General features: G+C 59.9%; 20 protein-coding genes. 6 read left to right on the forward strand and 14 right to left on the reverse strand.

The genetic code is table 11. From position 1 onward, the window contains the following. Nucleotides 1-13: 13 nt before the first annotated feature. The gene (dnaG, locus tag QP965_RS03950; protein ID WP_284844269.1) at nucleotides 14-1,936 is read right to left on the reverse strand and encodes a DNA primase; all 1,923 of its coding nucleotides are present in this window, start codon (nucleotides 1,934-1,936) and stop codon (nucleotides 14-16) included. 211 nt (nucleotides 1,937-2,147) lie between these two features. Here dnaG and QP965_RS03955 point away from each other — a divergent pair, with 211 nt between their 5' ends. Both QP965_RS03955 and QP965_RS03960 read left to right on the forward strand, forming a co-directional pair. After that, complete coding sequence (locus QP965_RS03955; protein WP_284844268.1) at nucleotides 2,148-2,609, forward strand: guanyl-specific ribonuclease; 462 nt, start codon at nucleotides 2,148-2,150, stop codon at nucleotides 2,607-2,609. 2 nt (nucleotides 2,610-2,611) lie between these two features. Beyond that, entirely contained in the window at nucleotides 2,612-2,845 is a 234-nt protein-coding gene (locus tag QP965_RS03960; RefSeq protein ID WP_284844267.1) for a barstar family protein, read from the forward strand. Here the strand turns inward: QP965_RS03960 and QP965_RS03965 are convergent. The 4 genes from QP965_RS03965 to QP965_RS03980 all read right to left on the reverse strand — a co-directional run bounded on the left by QP965_RS03965 (nucleotide 2,842) and on the right by QP965_RS03980 (nucleotide 5,500). Continuing rightward, complete coding sequence (locus QP965_RS03965; RefSeq protein WP_284844266.1) at nucleotides 2,842-3,177, reverse strand: hypothetical protein; 336 nt, start codon at nucleotides 3,175-3,177, stop codon at nucleotides 2,842-2,844. The two genes, QP965_RS03960 and QP965_RS03965, sit on opposite strands and share 4 nt — an antisense overlap. Before the next feature lie 62 nt (nucleotides 3,178-3,239). Then, nucleotides 3,240-3,476 (reverse strand): hypothetical protein, encoded by a 237-nt coding sequence (locus tag QP965_RS03970; protein WP_284844265.1) that lies wholly within the window; start codon nucleotides 3,474-3,476, stop codon nucleotides 3,240-3,242. 107 nt (nucleotides 3,477-3,583) lie between these two features. Beyond that, nucleotides 3,584-4,876 (reverse strand): deoxyguanosinetriphosphate triphosphohydrolase, encoded by a 1,293-nt coding sequence (locus tag QP965_RS03975; RefSeq protein ID WP_284844264.1) that lies wholly within the window; start codon nucleotides 4,874-4,876, stop codon nucleotides 3,584-3,586. Between the two features lie 48 nt (nucleotides 4,877-4,924). Next, on the reverse strand, nucleotides 4,925-5,500 hold the full coding sequence (locus QP965_RS03980) for a YdcF family protein (RefSeq protein ID WP_284844263.1): 576 nt from the start codon (nucleotides 5,498-5,500) through the stop codon (nucleotides 4,925-4,927). 54 nt (nucleotides 5,501-5,554) lie between these two features. Between QP965_RS03980 and QP965_RS03985 the strand changes: the two genes are divergently transcribed. After that, a complete protein-coding gene (locus QP965_RS03985) occupies nucleotides 5,555-7,561 on the forward strand; it encodes a TPM domain-containing protein (protein ID WP_284844262.1) in 2,007 nt (668 codons plus the stop codon). 91 nt (nucleotides 7,562-7,652) lie between these two features. Here QP965_RS03985 and QP965_RS03990 read toward each other — a convergent pair whose 3' ends face one another. The 3 genes from QP965_RS03990 to QP965_RS04000 are packed head-to-tail and all read right to left on the reverse strand — an operon-like array spanning nucleotide 7,653 to nucleotide 9,984. Continuing rightward, complete coding sequence (locus QP965_RS03990; protein ID WP_284844261.1) at nucleotides 7,653-8,093, reverse strand: hypothetical protein; 441 nt, start codon at nucleotides 8,091-8,093, stop codon at nucleotides 7,653-7,655. Then, nucleotides 8,093-8,602, reverse strand: a complete 510-nt coding sequence (locus QP965_RS03995; RefSeq protein ID WP_284844260.1) for a hypothetical protein — start codon at nucleotides 8,600-8,602, stop codon at nucleotides 8,093-8,095. Before QP965_RS03995 ends, QP965_RS03990 begins: the two co-directional genes overlap by 1 nt. 2 nt (nucleotides 8,603-8,604) lie before the next feature. Next, on the reverse strand, nucleotides 8,605-9,984 hold the full coding sequence (locus QP965_RS04000) for a glycine--tRNA ligase (RefSeq protein ID WP_239278674.1): 1,380 nt from the start codon (nucleotides 9,982-9,984) through the stop codon (nucleotides 8,605-8,607). A gap of 184 nt (nucleotides 9,985-10,168) precedes the next feature. On the opposite strand from QP965_RS04000, the gene QP965_RS04005 reads away from it, so the two are divergent. Together QP965_RS04005 and QP965_RS04010 are read left to right on the forward strand one after the other, a co-directional pair. Next, a complete protein-coding gene (locus QP965_RS04005; RefSeq protein WP_005324221.1) occupies nucleotides 10,169-10,459 on the forward strand; it encodes an ArsR/SmtB family transcription factor in 291 nt (96 codons plus the stop codon). 70 nt (nucleotides 10,460-10,529) lie between these two features. Then, nucleotides 10,530-10,949: a Fur family transcriptional regulator gene (locus tag QP965_RS04010; protein WP_284844259.1), complete on the forward strand. Its 420-nt coding sequence runs from the start codon at nucleotides 10,530-10,532 to the stop codon at nucleotides 10,947-10,949. A gap of 74 nt (nucleotides 10,950-11,023) precedes the next feature. Here QP965_RS04010 and QP965_RS04015 read toward each other — a convergent pair whose 3' ends face one another. The 3 genes from QP965_RS04015 to era are packed head-to-tail and all read right to left on the reverse strand — an operon-like array spanning nucleotide 11,024 to nucleotide 13,550. Next, nucleotides 11,024-11,779: an isoprenyl transferase gene (locus QP965_RS04015; protein ID WP_200288787.1), complete on the reverse strand. Its 756-nt coding sequence runs from the start codon at nucleotides 11,777-11,779 to the stop codon at nucleotides 11,024-11,026. A gap of 10 nt (nucleotides 11,780-11,789) precedes the next feature. Next, nucleotides 11,790-12,506: a DNA repair protein RecO gene (recO, locus tag QP965_RS04020; protein ID WP_248099611.1), complete on the reverse strand. Its 717-nt coding sequence runs from the start codon at nucleotides 12,504-12,506 to the stop codon at nucleotides 11,790-11,792. A 6-nt stretch (nucleotides 12,507-12,512) separates the two neighbouring features. Continuing rightward, the gene (gene era / locus QP965_RS04025) at nucleotides 12,513-13,550 is read right to left on the reverse strand and encodes a GTPase Era (RefSeq protein ID WP_284844258.1); all 1,038 of its coding nucleotides are present in this window, start codon (nucleotides 13,548-13,550) and stop codon (nucleotides 12,513-12,515) included. Nucleotides 13,551-14,059: 509 nt separating this feature from the next. Here era and QP965_RS04030 point away from each other — a divergent pair. Further along, a complete protein-coding gene (locus tag QP965_RS04030) occupies nucleotides 14,060-15,880 on the forward strand; it encodes a zinc-ribbon domain-containing protein (RefSeq protein ID WP_284844257.1) in 1,821 nt (606 codons plus the stop codon). A 228-nt stretch (nucleotides 15,881-16,108) separates the two neighbouring features. Here QP965_RS04030 and pdxY read toward each other — a convergent pair whose 3' ends face one another. From pdxY to QP965_RS04045, 3 genes are read right to left on the reverse strand one after another with little or no spacing between them, the layout of a single operon-like run. Further along, a complete protein-coding gene (gene pdxY / locus QP965_RS04035) occupies nucleotides 16,109-16,957 on the reverse strand; it encodes a pyridoxal kinase PdxY (protein WP_005324206.1) in 849 nt (282 codons plus the stop codon). A gap of 52 nt (nucleotides 16,958-17,009) precedes the next feature. Continuing rightward, nucleotides 17,010-17,627, reverse strand: coding sequence for an rRNA maturation RNase YbeY (gene ybeY, locus QP965_RS04040; protein ID WP_005326445.1), 618 nt, complete (start codon nucleotides 17,625-17,627; stop codon nucleotides 17,010-17,012). Further along, nucleotides 17,624-18,604 (reverse strand): PhoH family protein, encoded by a 981-nt coding sequence (locus QP965_RS04045; RefSeq protein WP_269953559.1) that lies wholly within the window; start codon nucleotides 18,602-18,604, stop codon nucleotides 17,624-17,626. The genes ybeY and QP965_RS04045 overlap by 4 nt, the downstream gene beginning before the upstream one ends. Between the last annotated feature and the right edge of the window lie 11 nt (nucleotides 18,605-18,615).

The following is an 18,615-nucleotide window of genomic DNA, read 5'->3' on the forward strand; positions in this document are numbered from 1 at the left end:
CGAGGGGAGATTTTTATGCTTGGGGAGGCGTGCCGCGGAAGGCGCGGTCATTAAGCTCGCGGCGGGCCTGCTCGAGGGCGACAAGGTCAGCGAAGAGCGAGTTATAGCTGGCCTCATCATCGGAGGGACGCATGCGGCCGAGGCGGGCCTTGAGCTGGGCTATCTGATCGCCCACCACGGTTTCCTGCAAGCGGGAGAGGACGGAGTCGGCGTATTTTTCGGGGCCGACGTCGGTGGGCAGGATTGCTTCTACGGCGAGCTCGGAGACAAAGTTGCGACCGGTGAGATCCTGCATCTCTCCGGCTACTGCGGCAATCCATTCCACGGCCGACATGGACGCGCCCTGGGCGGCGCCGCCGGCGGTGGAAATTGCCTGGCGGACGAGGCGGTAGACGTCGTTGGTATAGGCGTCGGCAGTAATGCCATCAAAGTACGAGCCTGCTACCTGCGGCATCTGCAAGGCCAGCTTGAGGGCCTCGCGCTGGGGCCACAGGTGGGTCTCTTTCGGGCTCGGCGGGTGGATCATCGGCACGTCTTGTTGTGCCGGCTGCGGCTTCGCATTCTCGAAGCGGCGAATGGTGGGCTTTTCTGCCTTCTTTGGTTTGCGTGCCTCCGCGCGGACCTGCTGGAGGACCTCCTCCGGATTGGCCCAACCCACCCAACCGGCAAGGCGGCGGGCATACTCGCGCTGCAGGGGCTGATCGCGGATCTGCGCCACCACGGGGACTGCGCGGCGCAGGGCCTGCAGTCGGCCCTCCGCGGTATCGATGCGGTACTCCGCGATGACGGATTGGATAACGAACTCGAACATGGGAATGCGGTCCGCGATGAGCTCGCGCACGGCGGCGTCGCCTTTCTGCAGGCGCAGATCGCACGGGTCCATGCCGTCTGGCGCCACGGAGACAAAGGACTGTCCGGTGAATTTCTGCTCACCGTCGAAGGCGCGCATGGCGGCCTTCTGCCCTGCCTCATCACCGTCGAAGGTATAGATGAGCTCGCCGTTGAAGTAGGAATCATCCAGCATCAGCCGGCGCAGGACCTGAAGGTGCTCGCCACCAAAGGCGGTACCACACGATGCCACTGCGGTTTTCACACCGGCCGCATACATGGCCATGACATCCGTATAGCCCTCTACCACCACTGCCTGGTGGTTATCGGCAATATTGCGCTTGGCCAAATCGAGGCCGAAGAGCACCTTGGACTTGTGATAGAGCATGGTCTCGGGGGTGTTCATGTACTTGCCGAGCTTGTCGTCATCGAAAAGCTTGCGAGCGCCAAAGCCAATCACGTTGCCGGAAAGGTCCTTGATGGGCCACAACAGGCGGCGGTGAAAGCGGTCAATGGGACCACGCTTGCCCATCTTGGAAATGCCGGCCGCCTCCAGTTCCTCGAAGGAAAAGCCTAGACGCAGCAGGTGCTTGGTGGCGGTATCCCAGCCCTCCGGTGCATAACCGCACTCAAAGTCATAAATGACCTCGCGGGAAAAGCCGCGATCCAACAGGAAATCGCGCGCGGTGGCCGCCTGCGGGGTCTCCAATTGCTGGCGGTAGAACTCGTGCGCGGCCTTATTCGCAGCGATGAGACGCTGGCGCGTACCGGGCTTCTCATTGCGTGCGCCCGTGGAACCGCCCTGGTAGTTAATGTGGTAGCCGATCTTTTGCGCTACCGCTTCCACTGCCTCTGGGAAGGAGACCTGCTCCATTTCCATCAGGAAACTAAAGACATCGCCGCCCTTGCCGGTGGAAAAGCAGTGATAGTAACCGCGCTGCGGGCGCACGTGAAAGGACGGGGTCTTTTCATCCTTGAAGGGGCTCAGGCCCTTGAGCGAATCGTGTCCGGCGGGCTTGAGCTGGACGTACTCGCCCACGATTTCTTCTAAAGGCGCGCGTTCACGGATAGCTTGAATGTCGCTGTCCGGAATTCTGCCTTTTGCCATGCGTACAGACTACCCCGCGTGCGGTAGGAACGCTTAACTGCCTAGGGCACGAAGGTGCTCTTTGCCAGGGTTCACAGTTTGGGCGCAAATTACCCCCTGTTGGGGTACTTTTCACACGCTGTTACCCACCCCCGTGACGGGGCAATTTTTGGCCTCGTTATTGACTCGGGACGATTTATACTTTTAGTGCCACACCTGCAACAATAAAGATATGCCCAAGTCCAAAGCGTCCAAGAAATCGCTTCCCATTGCCCTCGGTGGCCTTGCGCTTGTCGTCGTAGCAAGCTACTTCGGTTTCGACCTCGGCGGCGATGGCGATTCCGCTGCTTCCTCCACTTCTGAGTCGGCACAAGCGGCCGCGACTGGCGACGCCGATACCTGCGCGATGTCTTCCCTACCCGCCGAGGCCAAGGACACCGCGGACGATATCTTGGCCGGTGGCCCCTACGACTATCCGGATAATGACAACGCACGCTTTGGCAACTACGAGGGCCGGCTGCCCCAGCAGGACAAAAACTACTACCGCGAATACACGGTAGAAACCCCCGGCAGCCACAACCGCGGTGCCCGCCGCATTATCACTGGCGGTGGCAGCGAGACCGACCCAGACGTCTGGTACTACACCGATGACCACTATGAAAGCTTCTGTTCTATCCCGGACGCAGAGGAGTAATCATGCGACGCATCCTCATTACTGAACACATCCGCACCCGCGCGGACTTTTTCAACGCACTCGGTCGCACCCGCGGCTGCGAAGACTGCGGGCCACGCAACCTCGATGACCTAGCAGATTTCCTACGCGAGCAGCGCACCAGCGTCATCGTCGCATCCGATATGGATATGGACGGCGAAGGCTTGGACGCTATTGCCACCGTTTTAGAGGATCAGGGCGTGAAGTTGGTGCGTTAAGTCAGACGGTTGTTGTTAAGCGCTTTCTTTTGCCTTCTTAGCTTTTTGGCACAATATTGGTGCTGCTCGCTAGATGTGCTCGGGTTCGGTTGACTGTGCACCGAATAGCTACGATTTTCTAGGTACTGCACGATCTTCTGATCGATCTTCTCTACCCGCACCTTAGTTTTCCTTTTCCTAAGTGTTATGTAGCCAACGTTCGCACCGACAACAACCAATTCAGCAACAATGATGGCTACGAGATCGCCCCAAAGGCTATCTAGAAAGGAAAGCTTGTCTACATGCACGAACAGGCGAAATCGGACCAAACTGATTATGATGACCAGTCCCATTAGGGAGGAAACCAGCATAACCGCTAAGGTCCATAATCCGAGAGTAGCAATGATATAGGTATTCAAAAGCTGCTCAGAAATTGCGACAGAAGTCCCCGCGCTCTTATCGTTCCCAACTTTTTCGGATGCGATTTTTGAAGGTTTTCTCCCCTCGGCCCCTCGATAGCTCGATAAATATGGAAAAGATCGATGAGTTTTTCCAGCTTTTCCATCTGCTGAGACAGTGTTGTTTGTTTCAAAAAGAACACCAGAAAGGGGACTATCGCAGCCAGCACAACCCTAAACTCTTCAGCACCCATGGCCCCGAATTATATACAGAGTCCTATCTTAAAAGAGTACTCTCACAGTCCTAGCCCTAGACAGATGGCCGAATTGATTTAGAAAACAGGTAAAACTCACTCGCCAGCTAACTCAAAAATCCAGACAGCTCCGCGCTCCGGCGGGCAAGCCGCTCGAGACGGGACTCGGTCATGGACGCAATTTGGTCGATGATGGCGCGGTCGCGGGCGGCGTCGGTATCGGCCTGCTCCCACCACAGGCGGAAGGTGGCATCGAGGGAGCCGGGGGCGCCGGCGACGAGGTAGTCGTAGACGCGGTAGATGCGCTCGCGCTGGCGGTCTTGGCGTGCGAGGTGGGCTGGCTCGTCCATGACGTAGAGGACGGCGATGGTTTTGAGCAGCTTGACCTCGGCTTCGGCTTGCTTGGGTACAACGAGATCGCCATGCATGCGGCCAAGTCCATTGGAGGCGATGAGATCGGCATTGGCCTCGCTGGTGGCGCCGACTGTTGCGCCGACGTAGCGGCCGACGAGCTCCGAGGTCATCTTCTTCAGGTTGGCGTAGTCGCGCAGGGAATAGTCAAAGTCACCGATGGCGTTGATGACGCTTAAGTTGCGCAGGCTATCGGCCGCTTCTAGGAGCTCGTCAGCGGTGCCGCCGAAGGCCTTGGCGCCCTTTTCTGCTAGTTGGGCCAGCTCCACCAAGTCCCAGAGCACGTTCAAAGAGATTCGCCGGGAGATGATGCCATCTTCCACGTCGTGCACGGAGTAGGCGATGTCATCGGACCAGTCCATGACCTGGGCCTCAATGCACTTGCGGTTATCGGCATGGCCCTCGCGCAGCCAGTCCAACAGGTGCGCATCCTCGTCATAAGCGCCGTACTTGCGGTTGGTGGTGCCATCCGGGTTGGTCTTGGTCCACGGATATTTGCAGGCGCCGTCGAGGGCCGCGCGGGTGAGGTTGAGGCCAAAGCTTTGGGGTTCGCCGCGGGCATCGTCCACGATGACTTTGGGCTCCAAGCGGCTGAGGATGCGCAGGGTTTGGGCGTTGCCCTCGAAGCCGTTGAGAGCCACCTCATTGAGCGCATTCTCGCCGTTGTGGCCATAGGGCGGGTGGCCGATGTCATGGGTCAGGCCGGCCATATCGCAGAGATCTGGATCGAGGCCGAGCCCGGAGCCGATGCTGCGCGCGATTTGGCCGACTTCCAGGGAGTGGGTCAGCCGGGTGCGCGGGGTATCGCCGTCGCGCGGGCCGACGACCTGCGTTTTATCCGCTAGCCGGCGCAGCGCCGCCGAGTGCAGCACGCGGGCACGATCGCGGGCAAAGACCCCGCGGTGCTCCTCCACGGGGTGGAAGGCTGAGCCCTTCGGCTTTTCATCGGCCAGGCGGGCAAAGTCGGCGGCGGAATAAGAATAGGACACGGCCTAAAGTTTATTCCGCGAACAGGCCTTTTGGGTGAGCAACGTGGCCTAATCTCGGTCGTCTTCCTGCTGAATCGTCTGATGCCGCAGCTTCTGATTGGGGCGCAGCACCTGCTCCACGCGGTAGAAACCATTGCGCAGTGCCGCGGCACCGCGAGCGGGAAGCAGGCCGGCCACCAGCGCGTAGGCTACGCCACCGGTTTCGTGGGCAAGGTAGCGCCACCAGGGCGTGGAAAAGCGCGCGGCCGGGTAGTACGGCGTGCCGGAGACGGTGGCCGTGATGCCCTCTTGGCGGGCGATGAGGACGGTGCGCAGGCGGTGGAGGGGATCGGTGATGATGGTGGCGTCGGAAAGCGCGAAGGCTTCCTTGACCGTGCTGAGGGAGCTGCGGGTATCCATGCCCTCCTCTACCGCGTGCACGGTCAGGTGCGGGAAGTGCTCGCGCAGGTAGGTGCGGCCGACGCCGGCCTCAGTAAACCTATCCCCGGGCAGCCTGCCGCCCACGGTGATGACCTCCAACCCCTCGGCCGTGGCGAGCTCACCGGCGTGGCGCAAGCGGCCGGCCAGGATGCGGGAGGGGCGGCCATCGTATTGGGCGGTTCCTAAAACAATTGCGTACTTCACTGCCCCACCACACTACCTGCCGGAGGGCTAAGTTAAGCCGGTAAAGTGGTGGGCATGAATTTGAGTGCACGTTTGGGCCGCGCGGCCATTGCCGCTTTCATTTTGGGCTGCACCTCCATCGGTGCGGGGTCTGCCTTCGCCGCCGAGACCACCACGGTGGCACAGGGCACTGCCACCCTCCAGGACAAGGTCACCGATGAGGCCGGCGCACTCAGCGCGGAGGAAAAGAGCCAGCTGGAGGAGAAGATTACCCAGCTGCAAAAAGACGAGCACCGAACCCTTTTTGTTTATATCACCGATGAGCTGGGCACGGATCCAGAAACCTTTGCTGCAGCGGCGGTCAAGGACAAGGGGCCGAATTCCGCGGTCTATGCGCTATCCATCAATGACCGCAAGATGGGCGTACAGACCGGCGATGCATGGCCCAAGGGCCGGCTGGACCAGATGTATGACGCCGCCTATGACAAGCTGGCCAGCGATGAATACGGTGCTTCGGCCGTCGCGCTTGCCGACGCCGCCCTGGGCAACTCCTCCAGCAACTCCGCCTCCGATTCCTCCGGCCTAGCGTGGCTAGGCGGTGGCGCGGCCGCCATTGTCGCCGCCGGCGGCGGAATCATGTACTACTCGCGCCGCAGTACCAAGAAGAATAATGCGCAGACGCTGGAGTCCGCCCGCGAGATTTCCCCGGGTGACACCGACCAGTTGAGTCGCCTGCCGCTGGAGACTTTGGACCAGCTGGCCCAAGAGGAGTTGGTCTCTACCGATGAGTCCATCCGCCGCGGTAAGGAGGAGCTCAATATCGCGCTCTCTGAGTTCGGCCCCGAGCGCGTGCGCCCGTTTACCAAGGCGATGAACCACTCCACCTCTACCCTGCAAAAGGCCTTCCACCTGCGCCAGCGTCTGGATGATGCTGTGCCGGAATCCCCGGCCGAGCGCCGCCAAATGCTGGTGGAAATTGTCTCCTCCTGCGGCCAGGCCGATGACGCCCTCGATGCGCAGGCTGAAGAGTTTGCCAAGATGCGCGACTTGCTCATCCATTCCGATGAAAAGCTGGATGAGCTCACCCAGCGCACCGTGGGCCTGCGCGCCCGCCTGCCGGAAGCCGAGTCCACGCTGGCCGGCCTGAAGTCCAACTATGACGAGCACGTGCTGTCCTCCATTGCCGATAACCCCGAGCTTGCCGCCGCTTCCCTCGATGAGGCCGAGAAGCTGCTCGACAAGGCCCGCGGGGTCCAGGCCCAGCCGGCCGGCCAGCAGGGGCCGCTGGTGGGACTTATTCGCGATATCGAGCACGCCTGTGAGATGACGGATCGCCTCATTTCCGGCGTGGAAAACGCCGAGGAGAATATCGCCACCGCCCGCGGCAACCTCGAGGCCCTCATTGCCGAGGTCGAGGGCGAGATCGACGAGGCCCGCGAGCTCGAGCGCCAAGGCAAGGCCCAGGGAACCGCCGCGGATTGGGACAAGCTCGAGGATCTGCTCGGCCGCGCCGGCACCGCTGTCGACGAGGCCAAGGCCCACGGCCACCAGGATCCGTTGGGCCAGCACACCGCGCTGACCTCCATCGATACCGAGCTGGATGAGGCGCTTGACCGCGTGCGCGAAAAGACCTCCACGCACGCGCGCCAGCTAGACCTCTTCCGCCAGCAGATTTCCGTAGCGGAATCCAATATCCAGGCCGCAGAGGACCTCATTTCCTCCCGCGGTCGCATCATCGGCTCGGGTGCGCGCACCGCGCTTGCCGACGCCAAACGTCTCCACGCCCAAGCCCTCCACACCGAGCGCAGCGATATCCGCGCCGCGCTGCAGTCCTCCCGCGAGGCGGTGGCCGCGGCCCAAGCGGCGTTGCAGCGCGCCAAGGATGACATGGACGAGCACCGCCGCCGGCAGCAGCGCCAGCAGATGGGCAATGCCGCCAATAACATCGTTACCGGCGTGGTCATCGGCCAGATGCTCGGCGGTGGCCGCGGCTTCGGCGGAGGTTTCGGAGGCGGCGGCTTCGGTGGAGGAAGCTTCGGCGGCGGTGGCGGCGGAGGCGGCTTCCGCGGCGGCTCCTTCTAGCCCTCCCAGCCCGCTCCGCGGCCCGGAAGCCCGGCGGCCCTCCAGTCCTGCTCTAGGCTCACGCTGATAGCTCGGCTCCCCGGCCGCTGGGCTAGGTGCGGAGGGTACGCGGGGTGGCGTCGATAAGCGCGCAGGCGTAGCTCAAAAAGATGGCGTCGAGCTCGGGCAGCTCGCCCACGCTCACGCGCAGGCCATCGCCGACCGGTGCGGTGCTGGCAACCTCGGCGCCCGTGCCGCGGGCCACGATGCGGCGCTCGCGGCGGAAGGAATTGCGGCGCTCCAGCAGGTACTCGCGGTCCCCGCAGGTCGCGCGCAGACGGGTGACGGTAATCCCGGCCTGAGTGACCGAGAAATCCTCGCCCGCTGCGGTCTGCGCGCGCAGGAAGAACCGCGGGGAGGAGGAATCCAGCGAGGATTCCACAAAGAGGCGCTCGCCTGCCGCGGTGGCCAGCACTCCGTCGCGCACGGAGGCGAGATCGTTGCCGTCGGCGTCAGTAAGCGCGCTCGCGCGCCAGGTCCACTGCGCAGTCATTAGAAGATAAATAGCGCAGCGAGGGCAACGATGGACGCTAGGACCAAGGTGATGATCCACGCCCAGGCTTTGCCTTGGGTGGTGGCATCCAAGATGACGCGGGTAAACCAGCTAAGACCGGCGATTTCCGCGGTGGTCAGGCCCTCGGCATCATGCTCGAATTCCAGGATGGCCTTGCGCACGCCAGAATTGCGGGCAGAGAACTGGCCTACCTTTTCATCATCGACGTCATCGATGATCCAGTCGCCGCTGTTTTCGTTGATGAAGGTGAAGGTACGGCCGTTGAGCGATGCCTCCAGGCGCTTATCGCGGCCGAGGCGACCGGCGAGGCGGTAAATGGAGCCGTCGGCAAGCGTGGCAGAAGCACCGAGATCACTGACCTCGGTGCGCCAGAAGTGGCCGTCCACCTCCGCGGAATGCTCCGAGAAGACGCCCAGCTGCTCTGGGCCTTCCTCGGCCAAGAGCACGGGCTTTGCGCGGTCGGAGCGATCCCAGCTGGTGTAATGCATTACTAGCACCCAATCAGGCGGGCAGCGAGGTAAGCCTCGAGGTCATCGAGCTTCACGCGCTCCTGCTCCATGGTGTCGCGCTCGCGCACGGTCACGGCATCGTCCTCGAGGGTGTCGAAGTCAAAGGTGACGCAGAACGGGGTGCCGATCTCATCCTGGCGGCGGTAGCGGCGGCCGATGGCGCCGGAGACGTCAAAGTCCACGTTCCAGTGGGCGCGCAGCTTATCGGCCAGCTTGCGGGCCGGCTCGGAAAGCTCTTCCTTCTTGGACAGCGGCAGGACGGCCACCTTGATCGGTGCCAGGCGGCGGTCCAGGCGCAGGACCACGCGCTTATCGGTGCCGCCCTTGGCATTGGGAGCCTCTTCCTCGTCGTAGGCATCCACCAGGAAGGCCATCATGGAACGGCCCAGGCCGGCGGCCGGCTCGATAACGTACGGGATCCAGCGCTCCTCGTTGGCCTGGTCATAGTAGGACAGATCCTCGCCCGAGCCCTTGGCGTGAACGGACAGGTCATAGTCCGTGCGGTTGGCCACGCCTTCCAGCTCGCCCCACTTGGAGCCCTTGAAACCAAAGGCGTACTCCACGTCCACGGTGCGCTTGGAGTAGTGGGAGAGCTTTTCCTTCGGGTGCTCGTACAGGCGCAGGTTTTCTTCCTTGATGCCCAGGTCCACGTACCAGTTGTAGCGGTCATCAATCCAGTACTGGTGCCACTCTTCGTCCTCACCCGGCTTGACGAAGAACTCCATCTCCATCTGCTCGAACTCGCGGGTGCGGAAGATGAAGTTGCCCGGGGTAATTTCGTTACGGAAGGACTTACCAATGTTCGCGATACCAAACGGCGGCTTCATGCGCGAAGAGGTCATCACGTTCTTGAAGTTGACGAAGATGCCCTGTGCGGTCTCCGGGCGCAGGTAGTGCAGGCCCTGCTCGTCGTCTACCGGGCCCAGGAAGGTCTTGAGCAGGCCGGAGAAGGCCTTCGGCTCGGTCCAGTCGCCCGGCTGGCCGGTCTCTGGATCATTGATGTCTGCCAGGCCGTTTTCCGGCTCGTGGCCGTGCTTTTCTTCGTAGGCCTCAATCAGGTCGTCGGCGCGGTAGCGCTTGCCGGTGTGGCGAGATTCCACCAGCGGGTCAGAGAAAACCTCGACGTGGCCGGACGATACCCAGACCTGGCGCGGCTGGATGACGGAGGTGTCCACGCCCACGACGTCTGCGCGGGACTGCACCATGTGGCGCCACCACTGGCGCTTGATGTTTTCCTTGAGCTCTACACCAAGAGGGCCGTAATCCCACGCGGAGCGGGAACCGCCGTAAATTTCACCTGCCTGGTAGACCAAGCCGCGGCGCTTACACAGGTTTACAACGGTATCGATGACGGATGCCATTAGTTTTCGGACTCCTCTGGTAGGGGACAGTCTTGACGATCTCGTTCAGTCTAACGCGAAGCACTTCCCAGCGGTGGGATTGGGGCGTGAATTTAATCTGAAATAAATACAATGTATTGCACGTATCGGGTAATATAAGAGTGACCGACAGGTAATAGGTATTTAATTGAAGGTGACATTCCCTATGACGACCACTTACAAGGCCCCTAATACTTCTGCGGCTGCCGGCGTGATCGCTGCCCTCGATTCGCCCCTACGCATCGCAATCATCTCCCGCTTGGCCGAGCGCGATCACTTTGTCCACGAGCTGGTCAAGGCCACCGGCAAGTCCCAACCCCTTATCAGCCAGCACCTGCGCGTGCTCAAGCAGGCGGGCATCGTAGACTCCGAGCGTAGCGGCCGCGAGGTAACCTACTCGCTCATTGCGCCACGGGTTTTGGACCTGCTTGCCGACGCCGCCAAGATCGCCTCCTAACCCCTCCCCGCCTGCATAAAAAGCCGCCTGACTGTGCGGTTATTGAAAAACTATTGATAATATTGTGGTCATGGCTTTACACGACAGTATTCCCAAACTAGGCGCGCGCAATACCAAGCAGCGCACCGCAGTCGTTGAGGTACTGCGGGAAATGGAGAAATTCGCCTCCGCCAAGGAGATCTACCACGAGCTCCAAGAGCGTGAGGAAAAGGTGGGCCTGACCACCGTGTACCGCACCCTGCAGTCCTTGACCGATATCGATGCAGTGGACGCCCTCCACATGCCCAATGGCGAAACCCTGTACCGCCATTGCGATACCGATGCTCACCACCACCACTTGGTATGCACCAAGTGCGGCCGCACCGAGGAAATCGATGGCGGCCCCATTGAAAAGTGGGCTACCTCCGTGGCCAAGGAATACGGCTTCGAGCTCACCGGCCACGATGCCGAGGTCTTTGGCATCTGCAGCGAGTGCGCCGCTTCCGCTTAAAGGCGCTCGCGCTTCTCCGTGAAGCCCCCTAACCTCAGCCTCCAGTTTCCGGCGGCTGAGGTTTTTCTTTTGCGCTACTTCTTCACGCCACCGAAGCGGCGGTCGCGCCGCGCGTACTCCTCGATGGCAGCGAAGAGATCCTCCGGAGTGAAGTCCGGGAAGAGTTTGTCCTGGTAAATCATCTCCGCGTACGCGGACTGCCAGAGCAGGAAGTTAGAGGTGCGCTTCTCACCGGACGGGCGAAGGAAGAGATCCACATCCGGCATGCCTGGGTCATAAAGATGCTGCGCGATGGTCTCTTCTTTAATATCGCGCGGGTTGAGCTCGCCAGCGGCAACCTGCTTGGCGATGTCCCTAAAGCCATCCACCAGCTCTGCCCTACCGCCGTAGTTCACGCACATGGCCAAGGTCATCTTGGTATTGTCCTTGGTCAGCTCCTGAGCGGCCTCGAGCTCCTTAATAACTGAGCGCCACAGGCGCGGGCGGCGACCGGCCCACACCACGCGCACGCCGCGCTCATTGAGCCATTCGCGCTGGCGGCGCAACACGTCGCGGTTAAAGCCCATGAGGAAGCGGACCTCCTCGGGGCTGCGGCGCCAATTCTCCGTGGAGAAGGCATAGGCCGAAAGGTAGGGAACGCCGGCGGCGAGGCAAGCATCGACGACGTCGAGAAGCACGGCTTCTCCGCGCCTATGCCCCTCGGTGCGCTTCATGCCTTTTTCCTGGGCCCAGCGGCCGTTGCCGTCCATGACCAGCGCAATATGGCGCGGCATGAACTCGTCCGGGATATTCGGCGGGGTCAAAGTGCGGTTCGGGTCTGGCGTAATCACGGGCTATATTCTACTGCTCCATAACCTGCAATGCGGAAACATTGCGCTCCATGTGCCACTGCAGGTGCGCCCGCGCTAGGCGATGCCCCTCCTGCTTTTGCGCATTCGTCGGATTGGTCGGGTGGTTATGCGCCAAAAGCCATAGGTGATGCAGGGTTTCCGGGTCTACCTCCGCAGCACCTGGCGGACGGCATTCGTGACACGCCGCGCCGCCTACCGCAGGGTGGAAGGCGTGGTGCGGGCCCGGCCGGTTGCACTGGGCGCAGTTGAAAAGGCTCGGCGCCCAACCGGCATGCGCCATCGCCTGCAGCAAGAAGGCATCCAGCGCCATGGTCGGGTCTGCGGTCTGGAGCTGCTCCAAGGTCGCGGTGACGGATTCGTAGAGGTAGGGATCATGGGCGGCGTCGGCAAACGCAAGGCGCTCGGCCGATTCCAGCACTGCGCACGCGGCCGTGTAGCGCTCATAGTCCTCAATGAGGCGCGCGCCAAAGTAGTCGACGGTATCCGCCTGGGAAATAGTGGCCAGGTTCTTGCCCACATACAGCTGAACATCGAGGTTGACGAAAAGCTGCAGGCGCGAGCCAAAGCGGGACTTGGCGCGGCGCACCCCCTTGGCCACCGCGCGCACGAGGCCATGATCGCGGGTGAGGAGGACGATGACGCGGTCGGCCTCGCCAAAGTCATAGGTGCGGATGACCACTGCGCGGTCACGATAGTTCTCGCGCATAGTGGTTTAAAACCCGAGCCTGCCCAGCGACTTCGGGTCAGACTGCCAGTTCTTCAACACCTTGATGCGCAGATCCAGATACACGTTGTGGCCGAGCAGCTCGATGATCTCCTTGCGGGCATTGCCCACAATGCGGCGGAAGCGCAGGCCATCCTTGCCCTCAATAATGCGCTTTTGGCCGGGGCGCTCTAGGTACAAAATGGCATGGATATCCAGCACGCCCTCGCGGGTGCGCGATGGCAGCATCTCATCCACCTGCACCGCCACTGAGTGCGGCAGCTCCGCCTTCAAGCCGGACAGGGCGGCTTCACGAATGAGTTCCTCGATGCGCTTTTCCTGGCCCTCATCGGTGATGTGATCATCCGGGTAGAACTTCGGGCCTTCCGGCAGGTGGTCCACGATGACCTGCACCAGCTCATCCAGTTGCACACCCTCCTTGGAGGAAACAGGGATGACTACCGCATTCGGGTCATCCTGGGAGAGCAGCTCGTGCAGAGCCAGCAGCTGCGCGCCTACCTGGTCCTTGCTGGCCTTATCCAGCTTGGTGACGATGCCGATGATCGGGGTCTTTGGCGCGATGCTGCGCACGTTTTCCAGGATCCAACGGTCACCCGGGCCAATCTTTTCATCAGCCGGGATGGTCAGGCCGATTACATCCACATCGGCATAGGTGTCTTTGACTACCTCGTTGAGGCGCTCGCCCAATAGGGTGCGTGGGCGGTGCAGGCCCGGCGTATCCACCACGATGATTTGGGCATCATCACGGTGAACCAAACCGCGAATGGTGTGGCGGGTGGTCTCCGGCTGGTCCGCGGTAATCGCAATCTTCTGCCCTACCAGGGCATTAGTCAGCGTGGACTTGCCGGTATTCGGACGCCCCACAAAGGATACGAAGCCCGAACGGAATCCCTCCGGGGTATCGGTGTACTGCGAATAATCAAGCGGGGCTGCCGTATTCTCGGCGCCTTCCGGCACGGCATCATCGGGGTCTTCTGGCAAGCCCTCGAATGCCGCATCAAACTGTGCATCAAAATCAGAACTCATTACCCGCAATAATAGCCCACGGAGTCAAGATCTCCGATAAATAGCAGATGACTTATCCGCAAATATTGGTACCGGTAGCACGGTGTATACCCCGTTCAAATGATTCCATCGATGCACCGAGCGAATTGGTGCAAATGTCGACAAAGCCGGTGATATGGACGAGCAATCGCAAGTTAGCGTAGCTGACACTTTCTAACCTGCGAGTACGACCGTATTTGTCACCGGATCGCCAAATTCTCGAGGCTATTCCTCATTTCGAAGGAACCTAAAGACCGGCTACGATTCCAGTTTCTCAGCTGAAGGTGGGTTACGCTAACCAATTCAGAGGCAAGAGAGTTCAGAACAGCAGCATTTCTACTATGCAGTGTGCTGGGGAATATAGTCTCGCGGTCACTATGCCCTCGAAGCGTCTGAGCGAGAATTCATTTGTTTTCAGCTCTCCGCTACATGCACTCGTTTAGAGCTAGTCTAAGATTACAATCCCCGGACACTCGTACAGCCAAAAATAAATGTTTAGCTTTAAAGAGAAATACCCAGAGCTAGCCGCAAGTCTTCATCCTGAGCTAAATGAAGGTCTAACTGCAGAAGAAATCACGCCCGGCTCACACAAAATCGTACGGTGGAAATGCCCTAAAGGACATGTTTGGGATCGGCCAGTATGCAGGCAAGTTCGAAGCGGAAAATGCCCGGTTTGCATTGGCAGGAAAGTGATGGCCGGATTCAACGATCTCAAGACCACTCACCCTGAGTTAGCTGAAGAATGGCACGCTTCGAAAAATGGTTCACTTGAGCCTTCTCAAGTTAGCAAAGGCTCTACCAAAAAAGTCTGGTGGCAATGCTCCGTTGATCCTGAACACGAGTGGCAATCCACCGTCAACAACCGCACAAATCTTGGTAGAGGATGCCCAGTGTGCGTCGGCCAGAAAAGGCTAAAAGGCTTCAACGACCTCTTCCATACCCATCCAGAAATCGCTTCAACATGGCATCCGACTCTGAATGGGGAACTAACGCCATCAGACGTTGGCAAAGGATCTATCAATCTCGTCTGGTGGCAGTGCGATTTAGGCCATGCCTGGAAATCTTCTCCTAATAACAGAATCAAGCAAGGGTGCCCCTATTGTTCCGGCAAGAAAGTTCTCCCAGGCTTCAACGACCTTGCTACGACTCATAGCAGTCTTGCCAATGAATGGCATCCCACGAAAAACCTAGACCTGACACCAAATTCAGTTTCTCATGGAAGTGGTAAGAAAATTTGGTGGATATGCAGGTTAGGCCATGAATGGAGCGCAAGTTGTGGGTCCAGATCGAGTGGACACGGATGTCCAGTTTGCGAAGGCCAGGCAATAGCTATAGGCCAAAACGATCTCGAGACGACAAACGAGCAGTTATCGCACGAGTGGCATAAAGCAAAAAATGGCAATTTGACGCCTCAAAAGGTGACCGCTGGAAGCGATAGAAAGGTATGGTGGCTTGGTCCATGCGGCCACGAGTGGCAGGCTTCTATTGGGCAGAGAGCCCGAGGAAGAGGCTGCCCAATTTGCGGGAACGACATCGTAGTTCCAGGAATTAACGACCTCTCCACCACTCACCCTGAGATTGCCAACGAATGGCACCCCTCAAAGAACGGCAATTTAACCCCGAAAGCAGTTTCAGCTGGCAACAACAAGAAGTTTTGGTGGAAGGGTCTGTGCGGGCATGAATGGAGTGCAATTTTAGCCAATAGAACTCGCCTTCACGCAGGCTGCCCCTACTGCTCAGGCGCCAAAGTATTGCCTGGATTTAATGATCTCGGCACTCGCAGACCCGAATTAGCCGCGGAATGGCACCCAACATTAAACGGTAGCCTGAAACCCCAATTCGTTAGCCCAGGTTCAAAGCTTTCTGTTTGGTGGAAAGGGCAAGATTGCGGGCATGTTTGGCAGCAACGAGTAAACCAGCGCTCGCGCGGTCACGGCTGTGTGGTGTGTTGGAAACCTTGGTCTTTAGCTGAAAAGCAGATTGTGAAATTTATTGAAAGCGAATTTCCAACTCTTCAACTAAGAGAAAACTTTCGCGGTGACTTTTTGGGATTACTTGAACTCGATATCTTTTTAGAAGAAATACATCTGGGAATTGAATTCAACGGGAATTACTGGCACGACGAATCGCGCGATCCTTCCATCCGAGAACGCCACCTACGCAAACAGCGGCTATGCGAGCAAGCCGGCGTCCGCCTGGCAGTGGTTTGGGAAGATGACTGGAGGAATCGCCAAGAGGAAGTAAAGAGCGAACTCATAAAGATCGTTGAAGGAGCTACACCGCCTTGCTGGATGCGTATGTTTCGTTCGTAGAGTGAGAAACAACAGCCTTTGGGCTTTCCCATCGAATCCCTTTGCAGGAAAGTCCCGTTCAAGAGAGCGCATTCGGATGGCAGCATCCATATGCTTCAGGATCTATGGGAAGTCGTGGCCAGAAGGACACTGTTTCTGGGGCTTCCTTCTCCCACTGCATGCGTTTTGAATTTAGCGATTCAATGACAGTGGGCTCATTCTGAAACAAGCCCACTGAGCGAAGAAAATCTAAAGCTCCTCGGCGCTGAATTGCATGCGCGGGTGTGCAAAGACGTCCTGGGACTGGATGAGCTGGAGTTCGGAGGTCTCGGCCTCGTAGGTGTTTTCCAGCAGGTCATACACGGAGGAGGCGGTGCGACGCAGGGATTCCTTGACGTCGCTGGTCTCGGTGTAGTGGCCGGTAAACAAGGCGGCGGTAACATCGCCGGAGCCGTTGCGCTTGAACGGCAGCAGCGGCGTGGACACGAGGAAGGCGCGGTCGCCGTCGACGGCAAGCATCTCAATCTGGTCGTCGGCAGTCTCGGGGCGTTTGACGGAGGTAACCAGCACGGTCTTCGGGCCGATTTCCTGCGCCTTCTTTACCGCGGCGAGGGTTTGATCAAGGGTGCCTACCTCGGAATCGGTGAGGTAGCCCAACTCAAACTGGTTGGGGGTGATGATATCGGCAACGGGCACGACGCGGTCGCGCAACAGCGGCGGGATCTCATCGGAGACGAAGCAGCCGGACTTGGCATTACCCATCACCGGATCGCAGGCGTAGAGGGCCTTGGGGTTGGCGGCCTTGATGCGGCGGACGGTTTCCACGATGGCGTCGGCAATGTCGGCGCCGCCCTGGTAACCGGAAAGGATGGCGTCGATCTGCGGGAAGGCGCCGCGCTTTTCAATGCCGTCGATGATGGAGGTGACGTCGCTGGCTGGAATCATCGGTCCGCCCCAGTCACCGTAGCCGGTGTGGTTGGAGAAATTCACCGTGTGGACCGGCCATACCTCGTGGCCGGCGCGCTGCAGGGGAAAGACGGCCGCGGAGTTGCCAACGTGGCCGTAGGTGACGTGGGACTGGATGGAAAGGATAGTCATAGCTACCCATTGTGCTACGCGTCGTATGCGCCCACAAAAGAAAAAGGAAAAATTATTCCTCCGGGCGGTCCTGCGGCTCCCCCACCGCTGGGATTCCGCCGCCGGGAACCTGCTTGTCTAGGTTGGCGCGCTCGGCGGCGTCGGGAAAAGCCTTCGGACCGGAAGGCTTGGGCTGATAGGAAACGCCGCGCTCGGCTGCATCGTCGTACCAATCCGCGAGCAGCTCGTTTTGCCGGCCGAACATTTCCTTCTCTTCAGCCGGAGTGGAGTGGTCATAGCCCAGCAGGTGCAGGCAACCATGGACGGTAAGCAGGGCCAGCTCGTGGCCTAGGGAGTGACCGGCGGCCTCCGCCTGGCGCAGGGCAAACTCGGGGCACAGGACGATATCGCCCAGCATGGCCGGGCCCGGGTCGGCGGCATCGGGGCGGCCGCCACCGGCGATGGCACCAGGGGTGAGCTCATCCATGGGAAAGCTCATGACATCGGTGGGGCCTTCCAGATCCATCCAGCGCACGTGGAGATCCTCGATGGTCTTCAGATCCACGCAGGTGATGGTGCACTCGGCATCGGGGTTGATGTCCATGGCGCCGAAGGCATAAGAGGCGACGTCAATCAGCATCTCCTCGTTGACGCCTTCGAAGCCGGATTCATTGAGAAACTCGATACTCATTCCATTCCCTCGTATTCAGCGGCTTTCTTATTATCAAAGGTCTCATACGCATTGACGATGCGCCCGACCAGCTGGTGGCGCACCACGTCCTTGGAGCCCAGGTCCGCGAAGTGGATATCATCCACGTTGCGCAGGATGCGGCGCACGATGCGCAGGCCCGAGACCTGGCCGTGCGGGAGGTCCACCTGGGAGACATCGCCGGTGACCACAATCTTGGAACCAAAGCCCAGACGGGTGAGGAACATCTTCATCTGCGCCGGCGTGGTGTTTTGGGCCTCGTCAAGGATGACGAAGGCATCATTCAAAGTGCGGCCGCGCATATAGGCCAGCGGGGCGACCTCGATGATGCCGGCTTCCATGAGCTTAGGAATCATTTCTGGGTCGAGCATGTCCCGCAGGGCGTCATACAGCGGGCGCAGGTACGGGTCAATCTTGTCATTGAGCGTGCCCGGCAAAAAGCCGAGCTTCTCCCCTGCCTCCACGGCCGGGCGGGTGAGAATAATGCGCGAGACCTGCTTGGTCTGCAGCGCCTGCACGGCCTTGGCCACCGCCAGATAGGTCTTGCCGGAACCGGCCGGGCCGATACCAAAGACCACCGTATTATCGTCGATGGCCTGCACGTATTCAGACTGCCCCACCGTCTTCGGGCGGACGGCCTTGCCGCGGCGCTTAACGATGTCCGCCGCCAGCGCCGCCGATACCGACTGCGGCGCCTCCACGGCCACCATGTCCATGGTGTGCTTTACCGTATCGGTGGATACGGCGTGGCCGCGGCGGGCGATGGCCTCGAGCTCATCGAGGATCTTGGCGGCGCGGGCTACCTCATAATCCGGACCGGTGACGGTGACGACATTGCCGCGGGCAAAAAGGTCCGCATCCAGGCGGTTATTGAGCACGCGCAGGTTATCGTCCGCACTACCCAGCACGCTGCTGACGTAGGCGGAATCTAGCTCACATTTCTTCGTGATGATAGGCACGTGCTTTAGGC

Origin of the sequence: Corynebacterium sp. MSK074, from assembly GCF_030229735.1 — a bacterium.
In the GTDB taxonomy this organism is placed as follows: Bacteria; Actinomycetota; Actinomycetes; order Mycobacteriales; family Mycobacteriaceae; genus Corynebacterium.